Annotated in this window: 22 protein-coding genes and 1 riboswitch; of the genes, 17 read left to right on the forward strand and 5 right to left on the reverse strand. The window is 36.9% G+C overall.

Annotation, left to right across the window (positions count from 1 at the left end; translation table 11 throughout):
• Window positions 1–146: 146 nt before the first annotated feature.
• From PB01_RS00795 to nhaC, 4 genes are all read left to right on the forward strand, one after another.
• On the forward strand, window positions 147–1,055 hold the full coding sequence (locus tag PB01_RS00795; protein WP_225986126.1) for a LysR family transcriptional regulator: 909 nt from the start codon (window positions 147–149) through the stop codon (window positions 1,053–1,055).
• A gap of 328 nt (window positions 1,056–1,383) precedes the next feature.
• A complete protein-coding gene (locus tag PB01_RS00800) occupies window positions 1,384–1,578 on the forward strand; it encodes a YwbE family protein (RefSeq protein WP_151698416.1) in 195 nt (64 codons plus the stop codon).
• 25 nt (window positions 1,579–1,603) lie between these two features.
• Window positions 1,604–2,707, forward strand: a complete 1,104-nt coding sequence (locus tag PB01_RS00805; protein WP_151698417.1) for an amidohydrolase — start codon at window positions 1,604–1,606, stop codon at window positions 2,705–2,707.
• 91 nt (window positions 2,708–2,798) lie between these two features.
• The gene (gene nhaC, locus PB01_RS00810) at window positions 2,799–4,238 is read left to right on the forward strand and encodes a Na+/H+ antiporter NhaC (protein WP_404815099.1); all 1,440 of its coding nucleotides are present in this window, start codon (window positions 2,799–2,801) and stop codon (window positions 4,236–4,238) included.
• Between the two features lie 451 nt (window positions 4,239–4,689).
• On the opposite strand, the gene PB01_RS00815 is transcribed toward nhaC, so the two are convergent.
• Window positions 4,690–5,934 (reverse strand): transcriptional regulator, encoded by a 1,245-nt coding sequence (locus PB01_RS00815; RefSeq protein ID WP_151698418.1) that lies wholly within the window; start codon window positions 5,932–5,934, stop codon window positions 4,690–4,692.
• A gap of 90 nt (window positions 5,935–6,024) precedes the next feature.
• Between PB01_RS00815 and PB01_RS00820 the strand changes: the two genes are divergently transcribed.
• From PB01_RS00820 to PB01_RS00830, 3 genes are all read left to right on the forward strand, one after another.
• Window positions 6,025–7,137: a mandelate racemase/muconate lactonizing enzyme family protein gene (locus PB01_RS00820; RefSeq protein ID WP_151698419.1), complete on the forward strand. Its 1,113-nt coding sequence runs from the start codon at window positions 6,025–6,027 to the stop codon at window positions 7,135–7,137.
• A gap of 11 nt (window positions 7,138–7,148) precedes the next feature.
• Window positions 7,149–7,838, forward strand: coding sequence for a GNAT family N-acetyltransferase (locus PB01_RS00825; protein ID WP_151698420.1), 690 nt, complete (start codon window positions 7,149–7,151; stop codon window positions 7,836–7,838).
• Window positions 7,839–8,147: 309 nt separating this feature from the next.
• Window positions 8,148–9,341 (forward strand): hypothetical protein, encoded by a 1,194-nt coding sequence (locus PB01_RS00830; RefSeq protein ID WP_151698421.1) that lies wholly within the window; start codon window positions 8,148–8,150, stop codon window positions 9,339–9,341.
• A 243-nt stretch (window positions 9,342–9,584) separates the two neighbouring features.
• Here the strand turns inward: PB01_RS00830 and nadA are convergent, their stop codons facing one another.
• From nadA to nadB, 3 genes are read right to left on the reverse strand one after another with little or no spacing between them, the layout of a single operon-like run.
• Window positions 9,585–10,694, reverse strand: a complete 1,110-nt coding sequence (gene nadA, locus PB01_RS00835) for a quinolinate synthase NadA (protein ID WP_151698422.1) — start codon at window positions 10,692–10,694, stop codon at window positions 9,585–9,587.
• Window positions 10,695–10,707: 13 nt separating this feature from the next.
• Window positions 10,708–11,550: a carboxylating nicotinate-nucleotide diphosphorylase gene (gene nadC, locus PB01_RS00840; protein WP_151698423.1), complete on the reverse strand. Its 843-nt coding sequence runs from the start codon at window positions 11,548–11,550 to the stop codon at window positions 10,708–10,710.
• The gene (gene nadB, locus PB01_RS00845; protein WP_151698424.1) at window positions 11,519–13,111 is read right to left on the reverse strand and encodes an L-aspartate oxidase; all 1,593 of its coding nucleotides are present in this window, start codon (window positions 13,109–13,111) and stop codon (window positions 11,519–11,521) included. Before nadB ends, nadC begins: the two co-directional genes overlap by 32 nt.
• A 100-nt stretch (window positions 13,112–13,211) precedes the next feature.
• Here nadB and PB01_RS00850 point away from each other — a divergent pair, with 100 nt between their 5' ends.
• From PB01_RS00850 to PB01_RS00880, 7 genes are all read left to right on the forward strand, one after another.
• Window positions 13,212–14,363, forward strand: a complete 1,152-nt coding sequence (locus tag PB01_RS00850; RefSeq protein WP_151698425.1) for an IscS subfamily cysteine desulfurase — start codon at window positions 13,212–13,214, stop codon at window positions 14,361–14,363.
• 20 nt (window positions 14,364–14,383) lie between these two features.
• Window positions 14,384–14,923, forward strand: coding sequence for a transcription repressor NadR (locus PB01_RS00855; protein ID WP_151698426.1), 540 nt, complete (start codon window positions 14,384–14,386; stop codon window positions 14,921–14,923).
• Between the two features lie 256 nt (window positions 14,924–15,179).
• On the forward strand, window positions 15,180–16,823 hold the full coding sequence (locus PB01_RS00860) for a pyridoxal phosphate-dependent decarboxylase family protein (RefSeq protein ID WP_151698427.1): 1,644 nt from the start codon (window positions 15,180–15,182) through the stop codon (window positions 16,821–16,823).
• Window positions 16,807–18,504 (forward strand): methyl-accepting chemotaxis protein, encoded by a 1,698-nt coding sequence (locus PB01_RS00865; RefSeq protein ID WP_151698428.1) that lies wholly within the window; start codon window positions 16,807–16,809, stop codon window positions 18,502–18,504. Before PB01_RS00860 ends, PB01_RS00865 begins: the two co-directional genes overlap by 17 nt.
• Window positions 18,505–19,021: 517 nt before the next feature.
• Window positions 19,022–20,248, forward strand: coding sequence for an MFS transporter (locus tag PB01_RS00870; protein WP_151698429.1), 1,227 nt, complete (start codon window positions 19,022–19,024; stop codon window positions 20,246–20,248).
• A 68-nt stretch (window positions 20,249–20,316) separates the two neighbouring features.
• Window positions 20,317–20,414, forward strand: a riboswitch (guanidine-I (ykkC/yxkD leader).
• A 69-nt stretch (window positions 20,415–20,483) separates the two neighbouring features.
• Window positions 20,484–20,825 carry a DMT family transporter gene (locus PB01_RS00875; RefSeq protein WP_151698430.1) on the forward strand — a complete coding sequence of 114 codons (342 nt, stop codon included), beginning with the start codon at window positions 20,484–20,486 and terminating at the stop codon, window positions 20,823–20,825.
• Window positions 20,825–21,139: a DMT family transporter gene (locus PB01_RS00880; protein ID WP_151698431.1), complete on the forward strand. Its 315-nt coding sequence runs from the start codon at window positions 20,825–20,827 to the stop codon at window positions 21,137–21,139. Before PB01_RS00875 ends, PB01_RS00880 begins: the two co-directional genes overlap by 1 nt.
• 70 nt (window positions 21,140–21,209) lie before the next feature.
• Here the strand turns inward: PB01_RS00880 and PB01_RS20745 are convergent, their stop codons facing one another.
• Window positions 21,210–21,386: a hypothetical protein gene (locus PB01_RS20745; RefSeq protein WP_192797420.1), complete on the reverse strand. Its 177-nt coding sequence runs from the start codon at window positions 21,384–21,386 to the stop codon at window positions 21,210–21,212.
• Between the two features lie 255 nt (window positions 21,387–21,641).
• Here PB01_RS20745 and PB01_RS00885 point away from each other — a divergent pair, with 255 nt between their 5' ends.
• The 3 genes from PB01_RS00885 (at window position 21,642) to PB01_RS00895 (ending at window position 25,499) form a co-directional block, all read left to right on the forward strand.
• Window positions 21,642–23,306 carry a hypothetical protein gene (locus tag PB01_RS00885; RefSeq protein ID WP_151701915.1) on the forward strand — a complete coding sequence of 555 codons (1,665 nt, stop codon included), beginning with the start codon at window positions 21,642–21,644 and terminating at the stop codon, window positions 23,304–23,306.
• Window positions 23,307–23,407: 101 nt separating this feature from the next.
• Window positions 23,408–24,247 carry a MerR family transcriptional regulator gene (locus tag PB01_RS00890; RefSeq protein WP_192797421.1) on the forward strand — a complete coding sequence of 280 codons (840 nt, stop codon included), beginning with the start codon at window positions 23,408–23,410 and terminating at the stop codon, window positions 24,245–24,247.
• Window positions 24,248–24,320: 73 nt separating this feature from the next.
• Window positions 24,321–25,499: an MFS transporter gene (locus tag PB01_RS00895; protein WP_151698433.1), complete on the forward strand. Its 1,179-nt coding sequence runs from the start codon at window positions 24,321–24,323 to the stop codon at window positions 25,497–25,499.
• Window positions 25,500–25,509 lie beyond the last annotated feature (10 nt).

The following is a 25,509-nucleotide window of genomic DNA, read 5'->3' on the forward strand; positions in this document are numbered from 1 at the left end:
GATGATTATGTCACAAAAAATACATTTTTTAAAATACCTTTTTTCCTATTGCTGTTATAACCAATTAGTTATGCGTTGAAAACGCTACTGTTTTAGTGGGATGCAATGGATATAAAGTAAAAAATGGCTAAGGGAGGTCGTTGATCTTGAAGGATATACGCACAGATTATTTAAAGGCAGTAGCTGAGTATGGTAGTATTTCTCAAGCCGCTAAAGCACTGTTTATTTCTCAGCCATACTTAAGTAAATTTATAAAAACATTGGAAGAAGAGTTAGGCGTGGAAGTACTCAATCGACAGGCTAGCCCGATGTCGCTAACATATGCAGGGGAGAGATACCTTTATTACATGGATGATGCTGAAAAAATCATTCAAAAAATGCTTATTGAATTACAAGGAATTTCTAATATGAAAAAAGGGAGATTGAAGATTGGGGTTAGTCCTATTTTAGCAACGTATACTTTATACAAGTTTTTACCTTACTTTATGAAGCGATATGTAGGAATTGAAATTGAATTAGTCGAAGAGTCTGCTGCAACATTGGAGTCATTGTTGTTACAAAATAAAATAGACGTTTGTGTGAATTCACTTCCCATTACAAATCCAGAGATACTATATGAACACCTATATGAAGAATATAATTACATTGTCATACCATCAAATCATTCGTTGTATAAAAAAAATCTATTAGAAGGTGAAGAGTTGGATTTAACTCTCTTAGATGGTGAAAAGTTTATTCTAGTAAAGCCGGGCTTAGGGCTGCGTAGATTTACTGATAAAGTGTTTGCCTTTTACAATATTCGTCCAAGAATTGTTTTGGAAACGCTAAATGCTGAAAATGCCTTCCGCTTAGCAAATAATGGAGTAGCCATTACATTAGTTCCACAAAGTGTTATTGAAAGTGTAGCTTTAAAAGTTGATGCTAATTTATATCCTTTGAAGAGCCTAGAGTTTAAAAGTCATATCGTTATTAGTTATCAAAAAAATGCTCAATTAACTCCTGCTGCTCTTGCTTTTATTCAAATGGCGAAGGAAAGATTTCGAAACCTTGAATAATAATAATAATATCCCGTAAGGTTTTGTAGGGAGTGACCAAATGAAAATTCATCGTACGTAACTGCTGATAAAAAGATGTGAAATAATTTTTTTTGCCTAGGAGCTAAGCCTCAAGTAGACTAAGTTTCTTTACTGGATGGCTTTCAATATTGGTATGGCCTTTTTCATCAGTATTTTCTTAACGCTCCGTTTTGAGGCAATCAGAATCTCATTAACGATTAAACCGTCCCATAACTTAATGCAAATAATATGCTATTACATACGACATTTTGCATAATGGTGTATGTATAGCATGAAAATGGTACGATACAAAAAGAGGTGAATTTATATGAATGGACAAAATAGAAAAGATGTTAAACCAGGACTAGAAGTATATATCATATTGAAAAAAGACCAACGAACAGGTAACAAAACAAGAGGCACTGTGAAGGACTTATTAACGAATTCGTCCTTTCATCCACATGGCATCAAAGTTCGTTTAACGGATGGACAAGTAGGTAGGGTTTGTGAAATTATAGGATAATTATAGAAAAAGGAGTGTAAGTGAATTGCAGGTAGAATCGCAAATATTACAATGGTTTACTCACTTTCATGAAAACCCAGAAATAAGCTGGAAAGAATACGAAACAACAGACAAACTTGCTGAAATATTGGACGAACTTCAAGTACCGTATCGTCGATTTGACGATGTAACAGGTCTATTAGCAGAAATCGGTGGGGGAAAAGAAGTCATTGCTGTTCGTGCAGATATAGATGCTCTTTGGCAAGAAGTCGATGGCGAATTTCGTGCCAATCACTCATGCGGACATGATGCCAATATTTCGATGGTATTAGGAGCTTTATTATTAATCAAAAACGAAAAACTGAACAAACGTATCCGCTTTATATTCCAGCCCGCTGAAGAAAAAGGTAACGGAGCGAATTCGATGATTGATAGAGGAGCAATTGAAGATGTAACCCATCTTTTCGGTGTACATTTACGACCAATCGAAGAGCTTCCTTTCGGAAAAGTATCTCCTGCAATCCATCACGGAGCGGCGATGTTTTTAGAAGGTCAAATAAAAGGAATTGATGCGCATGGGGCACGTCCACATCAAGGCAAAAATGCAATTGATGTAGCGGTAGCAATTCATCAGGCGTTGAAAAACTTGTATTTCTCTCCATTCGAAGCGTATTCTGCAAAATTGACGAAGATACAAGCTGGTGGAGAAAATGCAAATATCATTCCAGGTACTGCATCCTTCTCAATTGATGCACGTGCAGCCAAAAATGACATCTTGTTTCAAATGAAAGACCAAATAGAGAAGGATTTACATTCATTAACTCAACAATTTGATATTGAAATAGATTGGGAATGGCAAGATGTAACACCTGGTGCAGAGGTTTCAATAGAGGCATCTGCAATTGCAAGGGAAGCCATTATTGAAATTGTTGGTATTGAAAATCTTGCTGAAGAAGTGATTACATCTGGCAGTGATGATTTCCATTTCTATACGATTAGACATCCAGAAGTTAAAGCTGCAATGATTGGAATTGGATCCGATCTTGCACCTGGGCTGCATCATCCGAATATGACGTTTAATCACGATTCGCTATTAATCGGTGCCAAAGTTATAGCGAAAACGCTTTCAAATATTGCGGAAAAGGATTGACGAGCAATCATTTTGGCTTTATCATAACCTTATTAGCGACTATTAAACGTCAATTTAGAATTACCTTAATAGTTACAAAGGGGGAAATGATATGGATGAAAAAGATAAAGTGACAGCCAAGAAGGAAATGTCTTTAATATGGGCACTGATTCCTTTATTTGTCATGATAGCTTGCATGATTGTTACAGTAGTAATTTTGAAACAAGGACCACATATTCCATTAATAATTGGTACATCCGTTGCAGCGTTAGTTGCTTGGAAGCATGGGTTTAAGTGGAATGACATTGAAGAAATGATGTATAAGGGGATTAAACTAGCATTACCAGCAGTAGTAATTATTATATTAGTAGGTCTGACAATAGGAGCTTGGATTGGTGGCGGAGTAGTTGCTACGATGATATATTACGGACTTAAAATAATTACTCCAGCACTATTCTTAGTGACGATTTGTATTATTTGTGGAGTTGTTTCGTTAGCTATTGGTAGTTCATGGTCTACAATGGGAACAATCGGTGTAGCGGGAATGGGTATCGGACTAAGCATGGGTATACCAGCACCAATTATAGCGGGAGCAGTTATCTCAGGTGCATATTTTGGGGACAAGATGTCGCCTTTATCGGATACAACGAATTTAGCAGCAGGTTTAACGGACACAGATTTATTTGTACATATTCGTCATATGTTTTATACAACGATCCCAGGACTCTTAATTGCCCTTACGGTATATGGAATCTTAGGATTACAATATAGAAATAGTAATATTGATCAAGAGAGTATTCAGCAAACAATCTTCATGTTAGAAAAAAGTTTTGTCATCTCACCATGGTTATTATTAATACCAGTTGCTGTAATTGTACTTGTAGCTACGAAAGTTCCTGCTATACCAGCATTAGTAGTAGGTATTATTCTTGGGTCTTTAGCGCAAGTATTTGTTCAAGGCGGGAGCTTGTCAGAAGCTATCGGAGCGCTTCAAAGTGGTTTTGTAATCGATACTGGAAACGCAATGGTTGACGATTTATTTAATCGTGGTGGATTAGATTCGATGATGTATACCGTATCAATGACACTTGTCGCGATGACATTTGGCGGTATTTTAGAGTATTCGGGTATGCTTCAATCCATTATGAATCAAATTTTAAAAGCTGCAAAAACAGCGGGTTCACTAATCGTATCTACGCTTATCGCTTGTTTTGCGACAAATGCATCTTGTTCAGAACAATATATCTCTATTGTAGTACCTGCGCGTATGTTCGCAACAGCCTATACAAAAATGGGTCTTAAATCTAAAAATCTATCAAGAGCGTTAGAAGATGGTGGAACACTTACTTCTGTCTTTGTCCCTTGGAACACATGTGGGGTATTTATACTTGGTACTCTTGGTGTAGGCACATTCGAATATGCACCATATGCAGTGTTAAACCTCGTTGTACCAATTATTTCTGTTATATATGCATTAACTGGCTTCACGATCCAAAAACTATCAGCAGCAGAAATCGTAGAAATACAAAATAGAAAAGCAATAGAAGCTTAATCAAAAAGTAGCTGTCCCAAAAGTCATCAGTAAAACGACTTGGAGGACAGCTTTTTAAAATTTAAAAAAGGCAAAAGACAGTGAATATATTACATTAAATAGCACATCGAGACCAAAACCATTGAATTCGCAACCAAATTGGAAAAATCGAGACCAATTTAAAGTTGGAGCTATTTATATGAAGGTCAAATGCCCGATAGTATCCAGATTTAGCGAGGATTCTATAAAAAAATTAGAAAGTATATGCTATTTTATTTAGTAACTGTCCAGACTTCAGCGCCTTGCCCCTCGGGGTCAAATGGGAAAAAGTTGCGGTGACTGGAGAGCTGCCTCCTGGACCCGCACGATGCGGGTCATGTCTGTTTTGCCACAGGATGTGGCGAACTTTGCAGACCTAACTCTATCCCCATTTGCCTGTCGGGGCAGACATAGGTGCTTGCGCTTTTCTTATTTACAAGTAAGTTGGGAAATTTAGTTCGTAAATCGCGCGGGGGCGCCCTTGTTGGTAGGTCATTTCTTCACCGACAATGCGAGCATACCCATGATCAACTAGTTTTTTTAAGATTCGTTCCGTTGTACGTCTACTTACTTGTAAATAGATTTCTAAATCAGAGGCTGTAAATTCAGTCGATTTATGAGAACGACTAAACTGCATCACTTTCGATAAATTCGCAGGACTTAGAGTTGTATCTTTCGCTAACAGTGCGAGCTTTGGTTCACTTGTCTTTAGATTTACTTGTTTTTGATTGTTTGGATAAGGCCCTAACAATTCCTTTTGGTCGGTTATTAGGTAAGCTGTATTCTCCGTTGCGTAGGGTAGTGCATCACGAGCATTTTGCGTTGCCTCTATAACTGTTTTACCAAATCCAAATGCTATATATAGTGGTGAAGTAGCGAGTTCAAACCACGTTTCTAATGTATTGCTTTTCAATGCTTCCTGGATGTCGCCTTGTGTAGAATATAGCACATATAAATTCTCTTCTGCTGAAACTGCAGTTGCTTGTATAGATCCTGAAATTTTCATTAACAGGTCTTCTGACATTGATTGATTGTCGTTTAATTGTATATAGCCAACAGCTATTTTAGCGGATTGGCTTTTGGCAAGTAGGGCCATAGATTTAGTCTCTTCAATTCCCTTCAATATAGAGCTTTTAGGGTCAATCATTCGAATAACAGAAATATTTTTTTCTTTTAATTCTTGATAAACTGCATGAATACTAGTAATTGCTAGAGAGGATTCACCATTTTTTTGTAATTTGGAATGGAAAGAAACGACTTCCTGCAAATTAAAACCAGAATCAATTTGCATCATATATGGTTGTTGTTCCATTTGAGCTATATCCTCCAAAACACTATGAACACTTCTTGGTTCGATTAAGTCGATAGATATCTGTTGGATAGGTATAGACTCAGAAAAGCAAATGGATAAAAGTGTAGTACTAATAGCAGTTTCATCTTGCCTTAAATAATGAGAAGGAACAGGTAATTTCTCTCTAGCTTCCTTAGCGTAAATATATGGAAGGGAGCCAGAAAAAAACACAGCATCGCAGGGATTAATTTTGGACACTATATACATTGCTTCCATGGGTGTATTATAGATATAATAGTCCAAACGGATAGAAATTAGTTCATGTTCAAATTGTCTTAAATGTTCGATAAACTTGCTGGAACCTAAGACAGCAATGCGTGTAATCATCCTTGCACCTCTTTTTTTGGTTTTTTAACGACTATTTAACGACAACTATAACTGAGGATTAAAAATTTGTAAAGAAAGTTGGAATATAAAATGAAGATTAAAGAAATAGAAATATATGCTATAAGACTACCATTAGTTGAGCCATTTATTATTAGTTATCACACTTACGAAGATATGCCTTCTATTATTGTAAAGCTAACAACAGAGGATGGTCTAGTAGGATACGGGGAAGCTGTTGCAGATGAGCATGTAACGGGAGAAACGTGGGAAAGTACATATGCATTATTGCAAAACACATTGGCTCCTTTGTTAATCGGAAAAAATCCAATGGAATTTGAGCGGTTACATGAAATGATGGATAAATCGGTATATCAAGCACCAGCAGCCAAAGCTGCAATCGATATTGCTTGTTACGATGTAGTGGGAAAAAAATTGGGTGTACCGGTCTATCAATTACTTGGTGGACGTTACCACGAAAAGTTTCCAATTACACATGTATTAAGTATCGGAACACCTGAGAAGATGGCGGAAGAGGCAGCAACTCGTATGAAAGAAGGCTATTCATCGTTTAAAATGAAAGTTGGAACTGAAGTACAGGCGGATGTAAAACGAGTTCAAGCAGTACGTGCAAAAGTAGGAGATGATATTGCGATTCGTGTTGATGTCAATCAAGGTTGGAAAAACAGTGCGAATACAATTACGGCAATGCATCAGTTAGAACATGCTGGACTTGATTGGTTGGAGCAGCCGGTAGTTGCAGATGATTTTAACGGAATGGTGGAAGTAAAAGCGAAAACAAGCACTCCCCTTATGATGGACGAAGGTTTAAGAGGTATTCGAGATATGCGCGAATTAATCGAAAAACAAGCGGCCCATAAGGTAAATATCAAATTGATGAAATGCGGTGGCATTTATCCAGCAATGAAGCTTGCGCATATGGCGGAAATGGCTGGAATCGAATGTCAAATTGGATCTATGGTTGAGTCTTCTATTGGTTCTGCAGCTGGTTTCCACGTTGCATTTTCTAAAAAATCATTCACTAGTGTAGAGTTAACGGGCCCGCTCAAGTTCTCAAAAGACGTTGGAAATTTACACTATGATGTGCCTTTTATTAAACTAAATGAACGGGCTGGTCTAGGTGTCGATATAGATGAAGTCATTTTACAAGAGCTAACAGAGTTTTCTACGAAAGTAACAAAGTAAGAGGTGTTTGGATGAAAGAATGGAAAGGGTATCTTGGCGAAAAAGAGTATGTTATCCGAGAGCTGACAATAGATAGTATAGAAAATATTTTACGCATTCAAGAAGTTGTTTTGAAGACAATTGCAAACAATAATTTTTTATCTCCATTAACAAAGGAAGAATATGAACATTCTATAGCACGTCACTTAATGGTTGGTGTATTTGTAGAAGATCAGTTAATCGCATTCCGCGCATTGGCACTTCCTGAAATAGACGAATATCATCTAGGATACGATATCGGACTTGGGACGGAGCAATTAGACAAAGTAGTCTATCAAGAAATTACAAATGTTCATCCTAATTATCGTGGGTTTGGCTTGCAAAAAAAACTTGGAACTATCGTAATGGAGCTTCTAGATGCTTCACCGTATACACATGTATGTTCAACGGTTGCCCCGTTTAATATTGCAAGTTTAAAAGACAAACTAAGCCAAGGTATGGTTATTGGTGCACTGAAAAAGAAATACGGTGAAATGCTACGTTACGTATTTTATAAAAAGCTCCATGAAGATCGTAAAGCCAGTACCAAAGTTTTGGAAATCAATATGGACGATACTGAAAAACAGCAGCAACTACTTGTAGAGGGTTGGATCGGAACAGGTATAATACAAAAAAAAGATGTTTGGTACGTAACATATGAGGAAAAAGGGTTTTATTTGTAAAATAAGAGAACACTTAGTGAGATTTTAATTCACACTAGGTGTTTTTTTTGTTTTACTCAATTCAGTAAAATCAAACCAATCCTAATAAGGGATATTGCTTTGTTGAACAATAAAATAAATAGAAGGATATTATAAAAGGTAAAAAGAAAACTTATAAAAGACGTATGTTTTCTCCTAAATCTAAAATCCTTTAAAATAACTGCTAATTATGAATATTATGCTATATTTAATATAGGTAATTATTCTAGGAGGGGGATTAATTTACAATTAGAGGTTGTGCTCAGACCAAAAGAAACTGGGGGTATTATTTTGAAGAAATATATACAATTTATAGGTTTCCTTGTAATTATTCTTTATGGATGCGCTCCAGATCCAGTCAAAATAGAAGAAGAAAGTTTCGAAACAATAGATGAACCCAAAACTGTTGAAAAACAAGAAATAATGAACGATGAAAGTGAATTAGTAAAATCTCAATTTGTCCCAATGCTTGAAGCTGTAAACAATAATAATGAAGAAGGATTTCTAGAATTTCAAAACAGTGAAAATTCCTTGTTTTATAAAGAGCAAAAGAGATGGATAGAAGAAGCTGTTTTTAAAAAGCAACAAGGCTATACTTTTTCCGTGAACATTGGAGAAGTAAATCTAATGTCTTCAGATAAAGGGATTATAGAATTAATTGTAAACATGAAATATCAAGACAAGGGAACTCAAAATAAAGTGATATACTCAATTGTTAAATTAAAGAACAAGTGGGTAATTGATGATGTACCTTTCAAGAAAATATCTGAAGGGAATATTGCTGTGTTATATGTTTCAGACATGGAAGAGCAAGCTTTGACTGTGTTAAGAGAGGCGAGTGATATTGTTCATCTATATAATAATGAATTTGGTTGGGATCCAAAGGATGTAACGATAAAACTTTATGATTCTAGGGAACAAGTATCTGCCACTATACCTTGGATTGGATTAACTGGTTGGAATGAGACAGGTGAGTCGCTTAAACTCATGATTGAACCGTCTGCATCCTACAGTACCCTTGCACATGAGTTAGGTCATAATATGCTTTCTGATTTCTCCAACGATAACGTATCACTATACATTCAAGAGGGTTTCGCAACCTTACTAGAACATGTAGTAGAAAAAGATGCAGATGGTAAACCTGTAATTAACTTAAATAATTTACCGTATAGGGAGCAGAAGTTACTATCAAATAGGGATTTGGTCTTTTTATCAATAGATGACTTGAACAAATTGGATTACAACAACACGTTTGGAATTTATGGCTTAGGTTTTTTGCTTACCGATTACTTAATCAAAACTCAGGGCTTTGATAAATTTATGACTATGGTAAAAGAATTAATGAACGAACCATATATTGACAGTAGATCTGAACATAAACTTCAAATACTTTCAGAAAGAACAACTAAAGCAATTGAAAAAGTGTATGGATCAACCGACCAACTATCAGATGGCTATATAAATTATTTTACTAAAAAGAATTAGTTTTATATAAGGGGATCCCACGTACGATCGCTATGTCTGCCATTGAACAACCTGCACGCATATAAATACAATTTTTGGTGATCGGTTTTCAAAATATCAATTTGAAATATTATTTGTTTGCATATTGTTAATTTTGCAAAGAGATACTAGTCGCATGGAGGTGTTGTATAACAACGAAATCCCCATTTCTAGATTAAAAAAGGAGACACACGTCTTTTCAGACTTGGTGTCTCCTTCACATTTTTACGCTCTTTCCAACATTCGCTCTAGTGCTTTTATGGCATCTTTTGCAGTTTCCTCGTCGACTTTTATCACATTCACTTCTTCTTCGCTTACAATGCTTTCCAAGCTCCAAAGCAGATGAGGAAGGTCGATGCGGTTCATGGTCAAACACGGGCACATGCTTGGATTCAACGAAATAATCTGTTTGTCTGGGTGGTGTTGGATAAGACGGTTGACGAGATTCATTTCCGTTCCAATTGCCCATTTACTGTCTGGTGCTGCGTTTTCGATTGCATCAATGATGTATTTTGTAGAGCCGCTATCGTCCGACAATGCAACGACTTCTCGTGAGCATTCGGGATGAACGATAATGCGCATATCGGGATAATTTTCACGAACATAGGCTATATTTTTGACGGTGAAGTTTTCATGAACAGAGCAATGCCCTTTCCACAAGATTACTTTTACGTCTTCGATTGCTCCTTCAAAGACGAGCTTATCGTGTATCGGATCCCAAATAGCCATTTGCTCAAGAGGAATGCCAATATCATATGCGGTGTTTCTACCTAAGTGTTGGTCTGGTAAGAACAGGATGCGTTCCTTTTGTGTGAATGCCCATTTCACCATCGAATGAGCATTGGATGAAGTCACGGTCGCACCACCATTTTTACCGACAAAGGCTTTAATGGCGGCAGTTGAATTGACGTATGTGAGTGGTACAATTGTGTCTCCAAACATTTCCGCAAGTGCAGCCCATGCGCGGTCTGTCTGGAAGATGTTCGCCATATCGGCCATTGAACAACCTGCGCGCATATCGGGTAAATACACTTTCTGCCGATCCGTCGTCAAAATATCCGCCGTTTCAGCCATAAAATGGACGCCACAAAAAACGATATGCTCCGCTTTTTCATTGGATGCGCAAATTTGGGCTAGTTGCAAGGAATCGCCAGATGCATCTGCAAACTGAATTACTTCATCTTTTTGGTAATGGTGCCCTGGGATAAAAAGTTTTTCGCCAAGTTGCTGTTTAATCTCCATAATACGTGTTTCCATTTGCTTGCGCGATAAATTCCGGTACGATTCAGGTAATGTACCGCTCATTTTCTCTTCGAAATAGTCTAAGATAGACAAGTCGATCCCTCCATTAATTTGTACTGATTGTCACATTCGCACTAATGTCCAGCGCTTTTACAGAGTGTGTTAGGTACCCTAATGAAATGTATTCAACACCCGCCTCCGCATAATCGCGAATTGTATCGTTCGTGATCATCCCGGACGCTTCCGTAATAATTGTTTCTGGAACAAATTGTTTCCATTCTTTAATTGTTTCTGGTGTGCAATTGTCGAACATAATAATATCCGCTTTCGCTTCAATCGCTTCTTGCAGTTGTTCAAACGTCTCTATTTCCACTTCTATTTTGACGGTGTGGCCAATTGTAGCTCTTACCGTTTCGACTGCTTTTGTAATGGAACCTGCAAAAGCAAGATGATTATCCTTCAACATAACTGCATCATACAATCCGTTGCGATGATTGAATCCGCCACCCGTACGGACAGCGTATTTATCGAGCATGCGTAAGCCTGGCATCGTTTTTCGAGTGTCACACACTTTCGTTCCCGTTCCTTTGACTTTTTCCACGACTCTATGTGTCTCGGTCGCAATGGCACTCATTCGTTGGATCAAGTTCAATATGACACGTTCGCTTTTTAACAAGCTACACACAGGACCTTTCGCCGTAGCAATTACGGTCCCTTTTCCAATCTGCTCGCCATCTTCTACATGACAGATTACGTTTGACGAATCATCAACAACTCTCAATCCTTCCTCAATCACTTTCTTACCACAAAAAATGCCATCCATTTTCGCGACGATACTCAATTCACCGGTCACTTCTTCTGGGAATAAAAAATCACTGGAGAGGTCAGTGTCTCCGATATCTTCTATATAAAATTGTTCAAGCATAGATTTCAATTTCAGTGTGTTCACGTTGTCGTTCCCTCATTTCAGTTCCGTTTTTTGACTGGACAATATGTAATTGCCCCCATCGTTTATTCTCCACAGAAAAGTCTTCCCGGTTATGTGCACCACGGCTTTCTTCTCTAAGCAATGCTGCATTTACGACAAGCTTTGCAGTTTGAAGCATGAATAGTTTTTGAATGTTTTCGATACTCCATTCATCCAACGAATTAACAATGAAACTCGGATGATCATATTCGCTTAGCCAGGTTTCGAGTACCTCAAGTTCTGAACGCGTTCGAATAATTCCCGCGAAAGCCATCATCTTTTCTTGTATTTCCTTTTTATGTGGGAATAATGGTGTGTTTAGAGACGATGTTTTCATTGGATGAAAAGAAGTAACATCCATTTCAATTTTCACTATCTGCTTATTCAAATGAATCGCCAATTTCTTCCCATAATAAAGGCCTTCCAACAAGGAATTGCTGGCAAGTCTATTGGCCCCGTGAACGCCAGTTGCCGCTGTTTCACCAATTGCGTACAGGCCATCAATGGAGGTTTGACCAACCGAATCGACAGCGATTCCTCCCATAAGAAAATGGCAGCCGGGAGCTACCGGAATTTTCCCGCTTTCTATTGAAATCCCATTCTTGTTGCATAACGCTGTAATTGTCGGAAACTTTTCTTCGAATTTGGCAATCATCGAGATGTCCAAATAGACATCATTTCCTGCCGCTCGTTGATGAAATATTTCCTTCGCGACAATATGGCGTGGCGCCAAATCTTCAAGTGAATGCTTCCCCTTCATCAAGGCCATCCCTGATTGATCTATCAATCGGGCCTCTTCACCCCTTACAGCTTCGGAAATCAATCCTGTTGTTTTCCCGTTTATATAGAGAAGAGTTGGATGGAATTGGATAAATTCCATATCTATAATTTCTGCACCTGCTCGATATGCCAATGCCACTCCATCTCCTGCAACAGAAGAATCGTTTGATGTGAAAGAAAATAATCCACCTATTCCACCGACAGCTAGAACGACATTGTCACTAAAATACACTTCGTTATTGCCATCTGCATCTTTCGCTTTAATACCAATACATTTTTTTGAATCGGGTTGAATTATGAGCTCGTATACAAAACAGTTTTCCATCACATCAATCGTCGGTCTGATCGAAGCGATGAGATGTTCCATCATATGTTTTCCAGTGGCGTCACCGCCGCAGTGAACAATTCGTTTTCGACTATGAGCACCTTCCATTCCTAAAGCCAATTGACCGATTTTATCTTTATCAAATGGAAGTCCAGCGTTTTTCAACTGTTCTATGAGTGCAGGAGCATTTTCGACGAGTTCACGGACCTCTTTTTCGTTTTGGAAGTCACACCCTGCCTTAATCGTGTCTTCATAATGAAAAAACGGTGCATCTTCATTTCCGATTGCAGCTGCAATACCGCCTTGTGCCCTGTATGAATTATTCGCCCGTCTCGTAGACTTTGTAATAACAAGCACGCGAGACTGGTCACTTAGGTGATTAGCAAGCTGCATGGCAGCAATTCCGCTTCCGACAATGATGCAATTGTACGTTTTCACTCTAATCCCCCTAAATTTAACGAGTGTCTTTACACCTATCTTTACACATAACGTAAACTATGGCAAGATGAATTTATACTTTTACTTGGAGGAGTTATAATTGCATTATTTCGACTATGCAGCAACAACACCATTACATCCGGAAGCTTCAAATGTGTACGTAAAACTTTCTCAAGCATGTTATGGAAATACGAGCAGTCTACATGAAGTGGGCGGAAAAGCACAAAATATACTCACTTTTTGCCGTGAGGAACTTGCTGGTATGCTTGGTGTGGAATCTGCTGGGGTGTATTTTACTTCGGGTGGTACAGAGAGCAATCTACTGTCTATCATTTCGCTTGCTAAAGCGAATAAACATAGAGGAAATCATATTATTACAACGTTAGGTGAACACCCTTCCGTTGATTCGGCACTCGACTATTTAAAAGAGGATGGATTTACAGTGACCGCAATCCCATTTACGAAAGATGGATTTGTCAATCTTCACTTATTGGAAGAAGCGTTAACAAGTGATACAATTCTCGTCAGTGTGCAACATATAAACCCGGAAATTGGCACGATTCAACCGCTTGAAAGAATTGCTGCAATCTTAAAAGAACGCTCTATTCTTTTTCATAGTGATTGTGTGCAATCGTTTGGGAAAATAGATTTGAAGCCTATTGCAAAAATCGTTGATAGTTTAACAGTTTCGAGCCATAAGGTCTATGGTCCAAAAGGGGTTGGGGCTGCGTACATCAATCCACGTCATCGACTTGTCCCAGTTTTCCCTGGACTTGTCCACGAATCTGGATTTAGAGGAGGGACTGTCAATGTCCCTGGTATTGCAGCATTTGTTACAGCAGCGCAACTAACGGAAGAAATGCAAAATAATAATGGAACATACAGTGATTACAGAGATGCATTTCTAAAAAAGATTGGGGAATACCCAGAACTATTTACAATCTATCAGTCGAACAATATAGATCAACAACTTCCACAAATCATTGGACTAGGGATAAAAAACGTAGAAGGGCAACTGATTATGCTAGAATTGAATCGACACGGATTTGCTATTTCAACTGGCAGTGCGTGCAAAGTTGGACAACAGCATGCATCGAAAGTAATGATAGCGTTACAAGTTGACTTGCAAAATGCAAAGGAATTTATACGAATTTCTTTTGGCAATGGAACTACCTTGGAAAGCATCGATGCATTAGCGAATGCACTCGTTCAGATTGCACGGAAAATCCATGCACCAATTGTGAAAAAATGACAGTGCAAGGAGGCTATATGATGAATGAAAATGAAAAGATTTTGGGAGAAGAACGTCGAGAATTTATTATCCATACATTGCTTGCTTCGAGTAAACCAATTACCGGAAGAGAACTTGGAGAAATGACTAATGTAAGTCGTCAAGTTATCGTAGGGGATATTACACTACTGAAAGCTAGAAATGCACCGATTATCGCTACAAGCCAAGGTTACGTATATATGCATGCACAAGTGATCCCCGGAAAAATTAAAAAGACTATCGTTTGTCGGCACACTCCTGAGAAGACAGAAGAAGAACTGAACATTCTTGTCGATAACGGGGTTACTGTTAAAGACGTTAAAATTGAACATCCCGTATACGGCGACCTTAGTGCATCCATCATGGTGTCAAATCGAAATGAAGTGAAAGAATTTATCAAAAAAGTTGGTGAAGAAAAAGCGGTTTTCTTATTGAATTTAACGGCAGGCGGCATCCACCTTCATACCATACTAGCAGACAGTGAAATACAAATAAAAAATGCAGAAGAAGCATTAAGAAAAGCAGGTATCCTTGTCGAATGACAGATACCTGTTTTTTTTTAGAAACATAGATATGGTATTCAAGATGCTTTATAAATTTTCGAATACACCATTCGTTCTAAATATTAAAACTATTCTAAAATTAATGATAATAATTTGACGGAAAGTATACATAAATACTCATTTTTTTAATAAATCTTATAGTTTTTATAGGAAAGGATGTTTATAATGGTATTAAGTACTAAGAACTATTATTAAGAAATATTAAAAGTAAATATGCACTACGAAAGGTGATCAAATGAAAAACATACAACAGCTTTTTCAAAGCGAAGACGGCAATATAACGCAAAGAGAACAACTATTGGGGTTTGTAGAAAAAATATTAACTTCAATGGATAGTTTAAAGGATCCAAACAAAACGATGCTCGGACCAATTCAAGAGCGTTCAGCAAACTTTTATAAAGAGATTATGGAAGATTTCGAAGTGCCTGAGGAAGGCAGAGGAATGAATCAAGTTGTGGGAGAATTGACTGACTTGATGAAGGGTCATCCGTATCATACAAGAAACTTCGTAACAAATGTTTTACCAATGGCAAGTATTCCAGGTGTCCTAGGTCAACTTACCAATTCTTTATTGAATGGTAATAACTTATGGGATGTATATGGTCCAGCAGCTGCTGAAAGTGAAGTGAAAGTGATATCCATGATGTCCAAGTTAGTCGGATATGACTTTACGGAAAGCTTTGGATATACAACTTGGGGTGGCCAAGGGGCGGTGTTCAGCGGCTTGCGTATGGCGATAGCAAAACAATTCCCACATGCTAAAGAAGAAGGTGTTCCAAATAACTTATATTGCTTTGCATCTGAAAATGCGCATTATAGTTTATTGAAGTCTGTTGAGGCTGTTGGGATTGGAAGCAATCATCTAGTGCGTGTTAAAGCAGGTGCAGATCACTCTATGGATATGGAAGATTTGAAAATGCGCTTAACGGAAGTAATCGAGAAAGGCGGCATTCCAGTGTATATAGTTGCTACTACTGGTGCAACAGATAACTTCGCCATTGATGATGTCAAAGCAATTAAAGAAATGGCAACAACATTCGAAGAAAAATACAATTTAAAACCTATCCATATTCACGCAGATTCTGCTTTAGGCGGTTTTTATGCTTTCTTCAATGATTATGATTTTGCGAATAACCCACTGCACTTTGAGCGAGATGTTCTTGTAAGTTTGCAAAATATACGTGAACGCATGCAGTATATTTCATTGGCAGATAGCTTATGTTTTGATTTCCAAAAACTTGGACAAACGCCTTACTTAACGAGTTTGTTTTTAGTGAAGGAAGGGAAATATTTAGGATTATTAGATCTAGAAGATTTTGATACGCCATATGTAGGTAATCGAGGTTACGGATCGTATCATACAGGATATACATTAGAATGTTCACGTATGGGTAGTTCCATAGCTATTTATGCGGCATTGTTGGCGTTCGGTAAGGCAGGATATCAACAATTACTAGCAAATTATGTACGTGTTAATTTGGTTTTCCGTGAGCAATTAGCAATAAGAATCCCTTCTTTACAGGTGGTAAATGAACCGAATATCGGACCAGTTACAGCATATCGATATTACTCGAAAGGTTTGAATTGGCAAGGAGAGCAGTCTGGCAGTTATATGCTTGCACAAGTTCAAGAGATCAATGCTTTAAATGCATCCCTATTTGAAGTATTAGGCAAACATCGTGATGACGTATTTTTTGGGGATACAACGCGCGTTTGCACGGTAGCGGTTTCTGATTCTGACGAACTAGTGCCTGTTGCAGCAGCAAAATTCTTTTCTATTTCGCCATATACAGAAGTAGAGCATATTCCTGCGATGATTGATTCTCTGCAACAATCAATTGATACATTGGAGGCTTTACACCTTGAAACTGTTTACTAAAATGAAAAGTTCGATGTTATATAAAAATATTTTAGTCTTTATTATTCCAATCGCCATATTCTCTGTTATTTTTAGTGTCATTTTATTCAGTTCATCTAGAATGATTATTAACAACTATGTGATTGAACAATTTGAAACTACATTAAAGTTGGTGTCTAATGATGTGATGGATGATCTGGATTCCGATTTAGTTGTTGGGGCAGATAAGGATAATAATGAAGAATACAATTCATTGTTAAATAAAGTAAATGATGCGAAAGCAAAGCATAATGTTGAAAATGTGTATGTCCTTTCTCGTTCTAATGGAAAAGAACATATTGTTGCTTTAAGTGATACGGATTCTCACGGTGCAGATTACGCTTTTGATCCGAAAATGAACGATGCAATTGATCAAAATAGTGTAGAGATTAGTGATATTTATACAGATGAGTATGGGATTCATAAATCTATTTTTGTACCGTTTAATGGAACAGATATTATTTTTGGTCTAGATATGGATGCCTCTTTTATCTTGAAATTACAATCAACAATGCTCTGGCTTTGTATTGGCATAACATTCATTTTTGTTGCATTAGGCGCTCTCATTGGTTATATAGTAAGTAAAAAAATTACTAATCCGATTAAAGCGATTAAAGGTTTTGTAGACGAAGTCGCGAAAGGAAATCTAGCGGTGGAACGTTTAGATATTAAAGGAACAGATGAGATTGCTCAGTTATCGCTTGGGATTCACAATATGACAGATGATCTGCGTTCATTAATTACGCATATTGGAAAAAATGCAGAGATGGTTGCAGCAACTTCGGTGGAATTATCAGCGGGATCCGAACAAACTAGTGCGTCCATTCAACAAATTACGACTTCGATGCAAGAAGTAGCGGTTGGATCAGATAAACAGACATTGGCAATAGAAGAAGTGGAAAGTAATATTACAGCTATTTCTACAGAAATGAATCAAGTAGCATCAGATGCCAGTAGTGTATCTGCCAAAGCATTAAGTGCGTCTGAAATAGCGGAAAAAGGGAATCAGACAATTCAGAGTGCTGTACAAAAAATGGATACAACATCGGAAACCATCCAAGAGACTTCAGAAGTAGTTAAACGATTAAGTGAATATACACAAGAAATTGGAGAAATCGTTTCGCTAATTACTGAAATAACCGATCAAACAAACCTTCTAGCATTAAACGCCTCTATTGAAGCCGCTCGTGCAGGTGAACATGGAAAAGGATTTGCAGTTGTTGCAGAAGAAGTGCGAAAATTGGCCGATCAATCAAGAGTAGCAGCCAATAAAATAAGCACACGTATTGAAACAATAAAAGCTGAATCTTCACATGCGGTTAAATCGATGGCAATAAGTTATGAGAATGTCAAAGATAGTGCTACTACGTTCGATGAAGCAGGGAATGCATTTAAAGAAATTTCTATCGCAGTAACTGAATTGACGGAACAAATGAATGACGTCAACTATGCAATTAAAAATATGAACAAAGGTGTAAGTAATATTGCGAGTTCGATGGAACAAGTGAGTGTTATTTCTGTTCAATCATCCGGTAATATCCAAAACGTCGCAGCGGCTTCTGAGGAACAAGCAGCTAGTATTGAAGAGATTACGGCTTCTTCTAATAACTTAGCTGGGATGGCTGAACAATTACGCGATACTGTTAATAAATTTAATCTATAATATGTTAATGAAAAAAGATTCAATGGCCATATTTATGACCATTGAATCTTTTTGTATATAGAGACATCTAGAGAGGAACTACTCGCGCTAGGTGTATTTTTTAAAAGATAAACTATATGAAATTGAGTTGCTGGGCTTACTTTAGGTGCTAATAACGACTGTTTAGGCGTACATAGATTTGCTAGGTGTTTATAAGTAATGCTTTTCATCTCGCTAGGGCACTTCTAGCTACTCTTACACTTCCATGGTAACTGTGTAGCCGAAGTTTAGTCCAAAGCACTCGCGAAATGGTGAAGACAAGATGCACTTAAAGGAAGCTTGTGCTTTTCTTAAGTTACACCTATTTAGCTACAAAATGTTTTTAATATATGAATAATTTCGGTAATTTGAATGAGATCTTATCAAGACCTATGACTGAATTCATAATAGGAATTTTCTATTATAGTAAAAATAGTAAGAATATTTATGAAGTAATTTCAAGACTTAAGTTGCTTCACAATATAAGGGGTGTACTACAATGAAAAGTTTATATAACGATTCCAGTTTCCGACTAATTATTTTTGCAAATATTTCTTCCTCTATTGGATCTGGGATAACTATGATTGCAATACCATGGATGCTCGTAACAAGTACAAATGGAAATGCAGTCTTTGGTTATGTCACTATATGCATGACCATTATTAGTTTCATCGTTACACCATTTATCGGTAATTTAATTGATAAAATGTCACGAAAAAAATTACTGTTGGTGAGTGAAATCATTTGTTTTGTATTGTTGTTATTTTTTTCAATCATTGGTTTTATGGGGTTACACTATGAAGTTTGGCATTATATGTTCATTTACATGATAGGGAGTTTGTATTACACCATTTTTTATCCTACTATGTTCGCTTTAAATCAAGAAATTTTTAACAAAGATCAGTACAGATCATTAAACGGAACCATGGAAGTTCAAGGACAGCTTTCTAGCGTAATTGCTGGAGGCTTAGCAAGTATTTTATTATCCATTTGGGATTTACAATATATATTGCTACTAGATGCACTAACCTATGGAGCCGCAATCTACTTTTACTTAAAATTGCCGTATACTCAAATTAGTCTTCGTAAAGTTAGTAAAATCTCCAAGTCAAAAGGTACAGAAGGTTTAATGTATATGTTAAAACGACCATCCATGTTCATTTTTGTATTTTTTTCTATCATGCCATTTATTGGAGTAATGATCACGAATTACTTATTTCCTGTATATTTATCAGATGTGCTAAAATCTTCGGGTAGTTTATATGGCACTCAAAGTATGATTTATGGAATGGGAGCAATCATGGCGGGGATTATCGTGCCGATTATTGCTAGGAAATTTGGGGACGAAAAAACGATCATATACTGCATGATTACTTACACTATTGCAATCTCTTTAATTGTATGGGTCAATATCCCCTTTTACTTATCACTTATGTTCTTTATTGCCATAGGAAATAGTGGAGCAAGAGTTGCCAGAAATTCTTTCTTAATGGACCAAATCCCGAATGAAATAATTGGAAGAATTGATAGTCTATTTCGGTCACTAGGACTATTCTTCAGAATTGTACTACTCGCTATCTTTACAGGAATGGTATCAACTGGTCAAATTATTTATTGCTTTATCATACTCAGTGGATTATTAATTATTGCTTCCATATTCGTATTCTTTTCTTGGAAGAAAGGTTTTGAATTAAAAAAGCAAGATGTTAAAATCGTTGTGGGATAGGGTTAGATAAATTCTCATATCCTTGTATAAGTCTTTAATATATGTATAATATAAATTAATTGGATATGTAAATTGTTTTCTAGGGTTCCGCAACGAGTGAGTTGGTCTGAGACCGAGAGAAAACTCACAGCTTGCTGTGTCACGGAAGGATAAAAGCCTGGGAGAAACTGTTAGACAGTTATCTCTTAGGCTTTTTTGTTTTTTATTTAAAGATTAGAAAGAAGGAGTTATTTAGATGAATACTGATTGGATTAAGGTTTTTATTGCCGCTTTTTTTGAGGTTTTTTGGGTCGTCGGTTTAAAACATGCAAGTGATTTTTGGACCTGGACAGGAACAGTTATTTCTATTAGTATCAGTTTCTATTTAATGATTATGGCTGGGCGAAAACTTCCAGTAGGAACTGTATATGCCGTTTTTGTAGGGATGGGTACAGCAGGTACTGTCATATCGGAGATTTTATTGTTTGGGGAATCAATTAAAGTAAGCAAAATAATTTTGATATTACTACTATTAGCAGGTGTAGTTGGGCTAAAGCTGGTAACAAACGACAGAGTCCAAGAAGGAGATGAGTTATAATGGCATGGATTTCTCTCATTATAGCGGGATTGTTTGAAATGTTCGGTGTCACTATGATAAACAAATTGCAAAAGGAACGTAATTGGCAATCGCTATCTTTACTATTTCTCGGATTTGGAGGAAGCTTTCTATTTCTTGCATACGCAATGAAAACACTTCCTATGGGAACAGCTTATGCTATTTGGACCGGCATTGGTGCATCTGGTGGAGCTATTTTAGGGATGCTTTTATATGGAGAATCGAAAGATTGGAAACGACTTGTTTTTATAGGAATGGTTTTAAGTGCAGCAATTGGATTAAAACTGGTTTCCTAAGGATACATAATAAAACACCTAGTTAGAAAGTTTATTCACTAGGTGTTCCTTCTATTGTTTTCTTCTGTAATCACTCCGAAACCTTTTGCTTGCGATTTAATAAATAAAATGCCGTTCCAGCAATAAATAAGCCTGTACTAAACCACATTGCGATGCCATTCCATTCTCCGTTAAATAATGTAATATTCGTCAAAGTAATAAATTGCATAAAAACGATGATTATATATAAACCAGTTATCGGTTTCATGTATTTTCCTCCTTCCTTGTAATTGCGAGTCTCTTTTCTACCCCTTCATGTTTTTAAAATCGTCGAAAGCATCCAATTATGTTTATATATGGGTTTCGATATTTATATCCAGTGTATCATGTATACTAAATAACCTCTATTTTTATTTCGGAAAATTCATATAATAAAAAATTTTTTACCTATTTTAATTCTGAAACTATTATTCTTTTTAACCGTATAATAGTGAGTAGCAAAAGAGGAAGAAGGATGGATAGTATGACGTTTGTTTTTATGATTTCGGCAGTGGTAGCAGTTATTACTGCTTTATTGGTCGTACCGTTAACAGCTAAAAGGAAAGGTGCTATGTCTTCCATCGGGGGGCTAGTGATTTTATCGTTTATCGTATTAGCGACTGTATATTATGTGACGAATTTGGATCGTAATTGGACGGCTTTATGGCCTTGGCTTGTGCTTGCTACGTTTGCCGGAACAAGTATTTCAAGAGGGAAAGAGCAAAAAGTTAAAGGTGTGCTATTTTTAGGAAGTTTAGCAGTTGCCGTTTTCATGTTATCTACACCGGTTTGGAATGCAAATGAAAAATATGAAATAGCTAAAATGGATGAGCAAGTGGAGATTCAACCATTTGATGAAACAAAAACACCTGCAAGTGTACCACCAAAATTTGCGCGAAATAAAATGAAAAAAGCATTTGGGCAAGTACCAAACACAAGTTATTATGAGCTTGGTAATTTACAAATTCAAAAAGTAAAAGGCGAATACGTATATATTGCTCCGGTAGAGTTTTCAGGATTTTTCAAATGGATAAATGGAGACGTAACACCTGGTTATTTTACGATGAGTGCAACGGATTCTTCGGATAATCCCAGATTTGTGAAAGCAGAGATGAGTTACACTCCTTCCTCTTTCCTTCATAAAAACTTGGAAAGACATATGCGCATGGAGCACCCGACAAAGATTTTTTACGGGAAGCCTCAGTTAGAGATTGATGAGGATGGAAAACCTTATTATATTCGTTCTTATGGAAAGTTTATCACTGCACGGAATGGCTTTGATGTGGATGGGATCGTTGTAGTGGATCCTGCTACAGGTCAAACAGATTCTTATAAGTTAGATAATGTGCCTGCGTTTATTGATGGAGCAGTATCACCAGAAACTGTAAGTTTGCAAAACAGTTATTACGGGAATTATATTCATGGTTTTATTAATAGTATTGTTGGGAAAAAGGACGTAAAACTACCTTCAGATGAAGGAACAGAAGCGAATGTTAGTCCGATCTTCGGCGAAGATGGTAAAATGTATTACTTTACCGATTTCACAAGTCCAAAAGAAGGCGTCGATTCGATGCTTGGCTACTCCTTAACAGATGGTCGGACTGGTAAAGCGACTTACTACACAGGAAATCTAGAAGATTCTTATATGGATTCTCAAGGCGCGCTTCAAATTATTGAAAAGAAATTTATCGAAAAGAAATGGGCAGGAGAAATGCCTGTTCTATACAATTTCTACGGAGAAGCTAGCTGGTTAACACCGGTACTGGATTCGAATGGGTTCTTACAAAACTATTTCATCGTATCTGCTGCAAATCCGGAAATTTCAGTATACGGTAATTCACCAAACGAGGCATTGAAACTGTATAAAACGGCGCTTCAACGAGGCGGAAGCTCGGTTGATGGAAGCTCCAATGCGGAAGAAAAAACGGTAGCCGGAACTGTTTTACGGGTATTCAAGGATCGTGTTGGTGACTTCACTCAAATATCTTTCTTGTTGAACAACAATCAAAGCTATATTGTATCTTCTGAAGTAGCCCCACTTGCAGTTTATATGCAAGAAGGAGATAGCGTACAAGTGAAATTCCTAAATACGGGAGAGCTATTCCTACCAGTTAAAGAGGTGAAGATACAAGGGATTGAGAATAAATAAAAAAAACGAGTGTAAACAGTCTCGAGCTATCCTAGTTTTCTAGGATAGCTTTTATTATAGTATAAACAGAGGTGCGGCATTCAAACAAAAGGAGTGGTTACGTGAAAGTTCATTACTTAACAATCGGAGAAGTAGCCAAACTAAGTAACTTATCCATTCAAACATTACGCTACTATGATCGTATTGATTTGTTTAAACCGATAGAAATTGACCCCAAAAATAAGTATAGATATTATCAAAATACCCAATTATATTATTTAGACATTATTAAATCTCTAAAGTATCTTGGTCTTTCATTGGAAGACGTGAAATCGGTGCTCACGTTGAAACCCGAAGAACTAGTCACTTATCTCGCCGATCAAGAGAATAGAATTGACCAAGAATTCCAAAGGCTGCTCGAAACGAAAGAAGTGCTACAGCGAAAAAAAGAACAAATTCAAACGTTCGTTTTAGAGTCGAACAAAATGACCGTAAGTATAAAGAAAATGCCAGTACAAAAAATAGTGAAAATAAAAACCTCGAATATAAGTGTTCATGATATACCGAACAAGGAATACGGACTTATAAGTAAAGTGCTGGAAGATGAGGGAAGTGTTTTTGATACATTGTACGGGGGAGCATATTGTTTAAGAAGATATAGTTCCATGGATGATATTAATTATGATTATTTATTTACACATACTGTGAAAGATAGTAAACCTAATTTGAATTTCGAGGAAGTAGAAATCACTTCATTGCCCGCGGGAAATTACCTAAGTATTACGTTTGCATTAATGGATGATGCATACGAAGTTTGTTACAACGAATTGATGGATTATTTGGAGCAACATCATATAAATGTAGTGCCAATCGTGTACGATATTTGGATGCCAATAAACTCTACAGCTTCCAAAGAGGATGAATTTTTAGTAGAGCTCAAAATACAAATTCAAGCTACTTGACCCTATAGTTACTATAGGGTTTATTTTTATAAACAGAAAGACATACTTTAGCTGAATAATAAGGAGCATGAAAATGGATAGTCAAAAAAGTGGTTTGAACAAAACAATATATTTAGTGCTAGTGAATTTATTTGTTGTATTTTTAGGAATAGGATTAGTTATTCCCGTTTTCCCTACATTGATGAGAGAGATGCACCTAGAGGGCTCTTCAGTGGGTTACTTAATGGCAGCTTTTGCGTTCATTCAATTATTAGTATCACCTATAGCTGGAAAATGGGTTGACTCGTTTGGACGAAAAAAAATGATTGTTATAGGTATGCTTCTTTTTGGTGTGTCGGAAATGCTTTTTGCTCTGGGACAAGATGTAAAGATGCTTTATCTATCTCGAATGTTAGGGGGCGTTAGCGCAGCATTCATTATGCCTGCAGTGACAGCCTTTGTGGCAGATATTACTTCATTAAGGGAACGACCAAAAGCGATGGGGTATGTTGCAGCTGCTATTAGCACAGGGTTTATCATAGGCCCTGGAATTGGTGGGTTTTTGGCTGAACATGGAACAAGATTACCTTTCTTTTTTGCAGCAGTATTAGGTTTTTTAGGATCTATTTTTTCATTAATTATACTGAAAGAGCCAAAAAGACCAGAAAGAGCAGAGAAGGAACCAGATAAACGAGTAGCAAAATCAGGATTCCGTAAAGTATTGGAACCAATTTATTTAATCCCTATGATTATCATACTTGTATCTAGTTTTGGATTGGCAGCTTTCGAAACTGTTTATTCTCTTTTCGTCGATCATAAATTTGCATTTACATCAAAAGATATTGCATTAATTATTACAGTTAGCGGAATTTTAGGTGTCATTGCTCAAGTTTTATCTTTTGATCGTATTGTAGCAAAAATTGGTGAAATTAGATTGGTCCAAATTTGTATGGGGGTATCGACCATATTCATATTTGCTATGATTAAAGTGTCAGCGTACTGGTCGATATTAGTGGTGACATTTGTTATTTTCTTAATGTTTGATATTATACGCCCTGCGTTGACAACGTATTTATCTAAAATAGCGGGCAATGAGCAAGGGTTTGTAGGTGGTTTAAACTCCACATTTACGAGTGTAGGAAACATTATAGGTCCTAGTATTGCAGGAGTCTTGTTTGACGTGAATATCGATTATCCTTACGTCCTAGCAATGTTTGTGCTTGCGCTGAGCTTTCTAATCTCTTTATTTTGGAAAGAACAAAAGATCAATTAGAGATGAGTGG

This window comes from Psychrobacillus glaciei (assembly GCF_008973485.1).
Classification (GTDB): Bacteria; Bacillota; Bacilli; order Bacillales_A; family Planococcaceae; genus Psychrobacillus; species Psychrobacillus glaciei.

What these genes read in the sequence shown, in the direction of transcription:
- PB01_RS00800 (WP_151698416.1), top strand. Translation starts at nt 1,384, where the DNA reads ATGAATGGACAAAATAGAAAAGATGTTAAACCAGGACTAGAAGTATAT.
- nhaC (WP_404815099.1), top strand. Translation starts at nt 2,799, where the DNA reads ATGGATGAAAAAGATAAAGTGACAGCCAAGAAGGAAATGTCTTTAATA.
- PB01_RS00815 (WP_151698418.1), bottom strand. Translation starts at nt 5,934, where the DNA reads ATGATTACACGCATTGCTGTCTTAGGTTCCAGCAAGTTTATCGAACAT.
- PB01_RS00820 (WP_151698419.1), top strand. Translation starts at nt 6,025, where the DNA reads ATGAAGATTAAAGAAATAGAAATATATGCTATAAGACTACCATTAGTT.
- PB01_RS00825 (WP_151698420.1), top strand. Translation starts at nt 7,149, where the DNA reads ATGAAAGAATGGAAAGGGTATCTTGGCGAAAAAGAGTATGTTATCCGA.
- PB01_RS00855 (WP_151698426.1), top strand. Translation starts at nt 14,384, where the DNA reads ATGAATGAAAATGAAAAGATTTTGGGAGAAGAACGTCGAGAATTTATT.
- PB01_RS00860 (WP_151698427.1), top strand. Translation starts at nt 15,180, where the DNA reads ATGAAAAACATACAACAGCTTTTTCAAAGCGAAGACGGCAATATAACG.
- PB01_RS00870 (WP_151698429.1), top strand. Translation starts at nt 19,022, where the DNA reads ATGAAAAGTTTATATAACGATTCCAGTTTCCGACTAATTATTTTTGCA.
- PB01_RS00875 (WP_151698430.1), top strand. Translation starts at nt 20,484, where the DNA reads ATGAATACTGATTGGATTAAGGTTTTTATTGCCGCTTTTTTTGAGGTT.
- PB01_RS00880 (WP_151698431.1), top strand. Translation starts at nt 20,825, where the DNA reads ATGGCATGGATTTCTCTCATTATAGCGGGATTGTTTGAAATGTTCGGT.
- PB01_RS20745 (WP_192797420.1), bottom strand. Translation starts at nt 21,386, where the DNA reads ATGAAACCGATAACTGGTTTATATATAATCATCGTTTTTATGCAATTT.
- PB01_RS00885 (WP_151701915.1), top strand. Translation starts at nt 21,642, where the DNA reads ATGACGTTTGTTTTTATGATTTCGGCAGTGGTAGCAGTTATTACTGCT.
- PB01_RS00895 (WP_151698433.1), top strand. Translation starts at nt 24,321, where the DNA reads ATGGATAGTCAAAAAAGTGGTTTGAACAAAACAATATATTTAGTGCTA.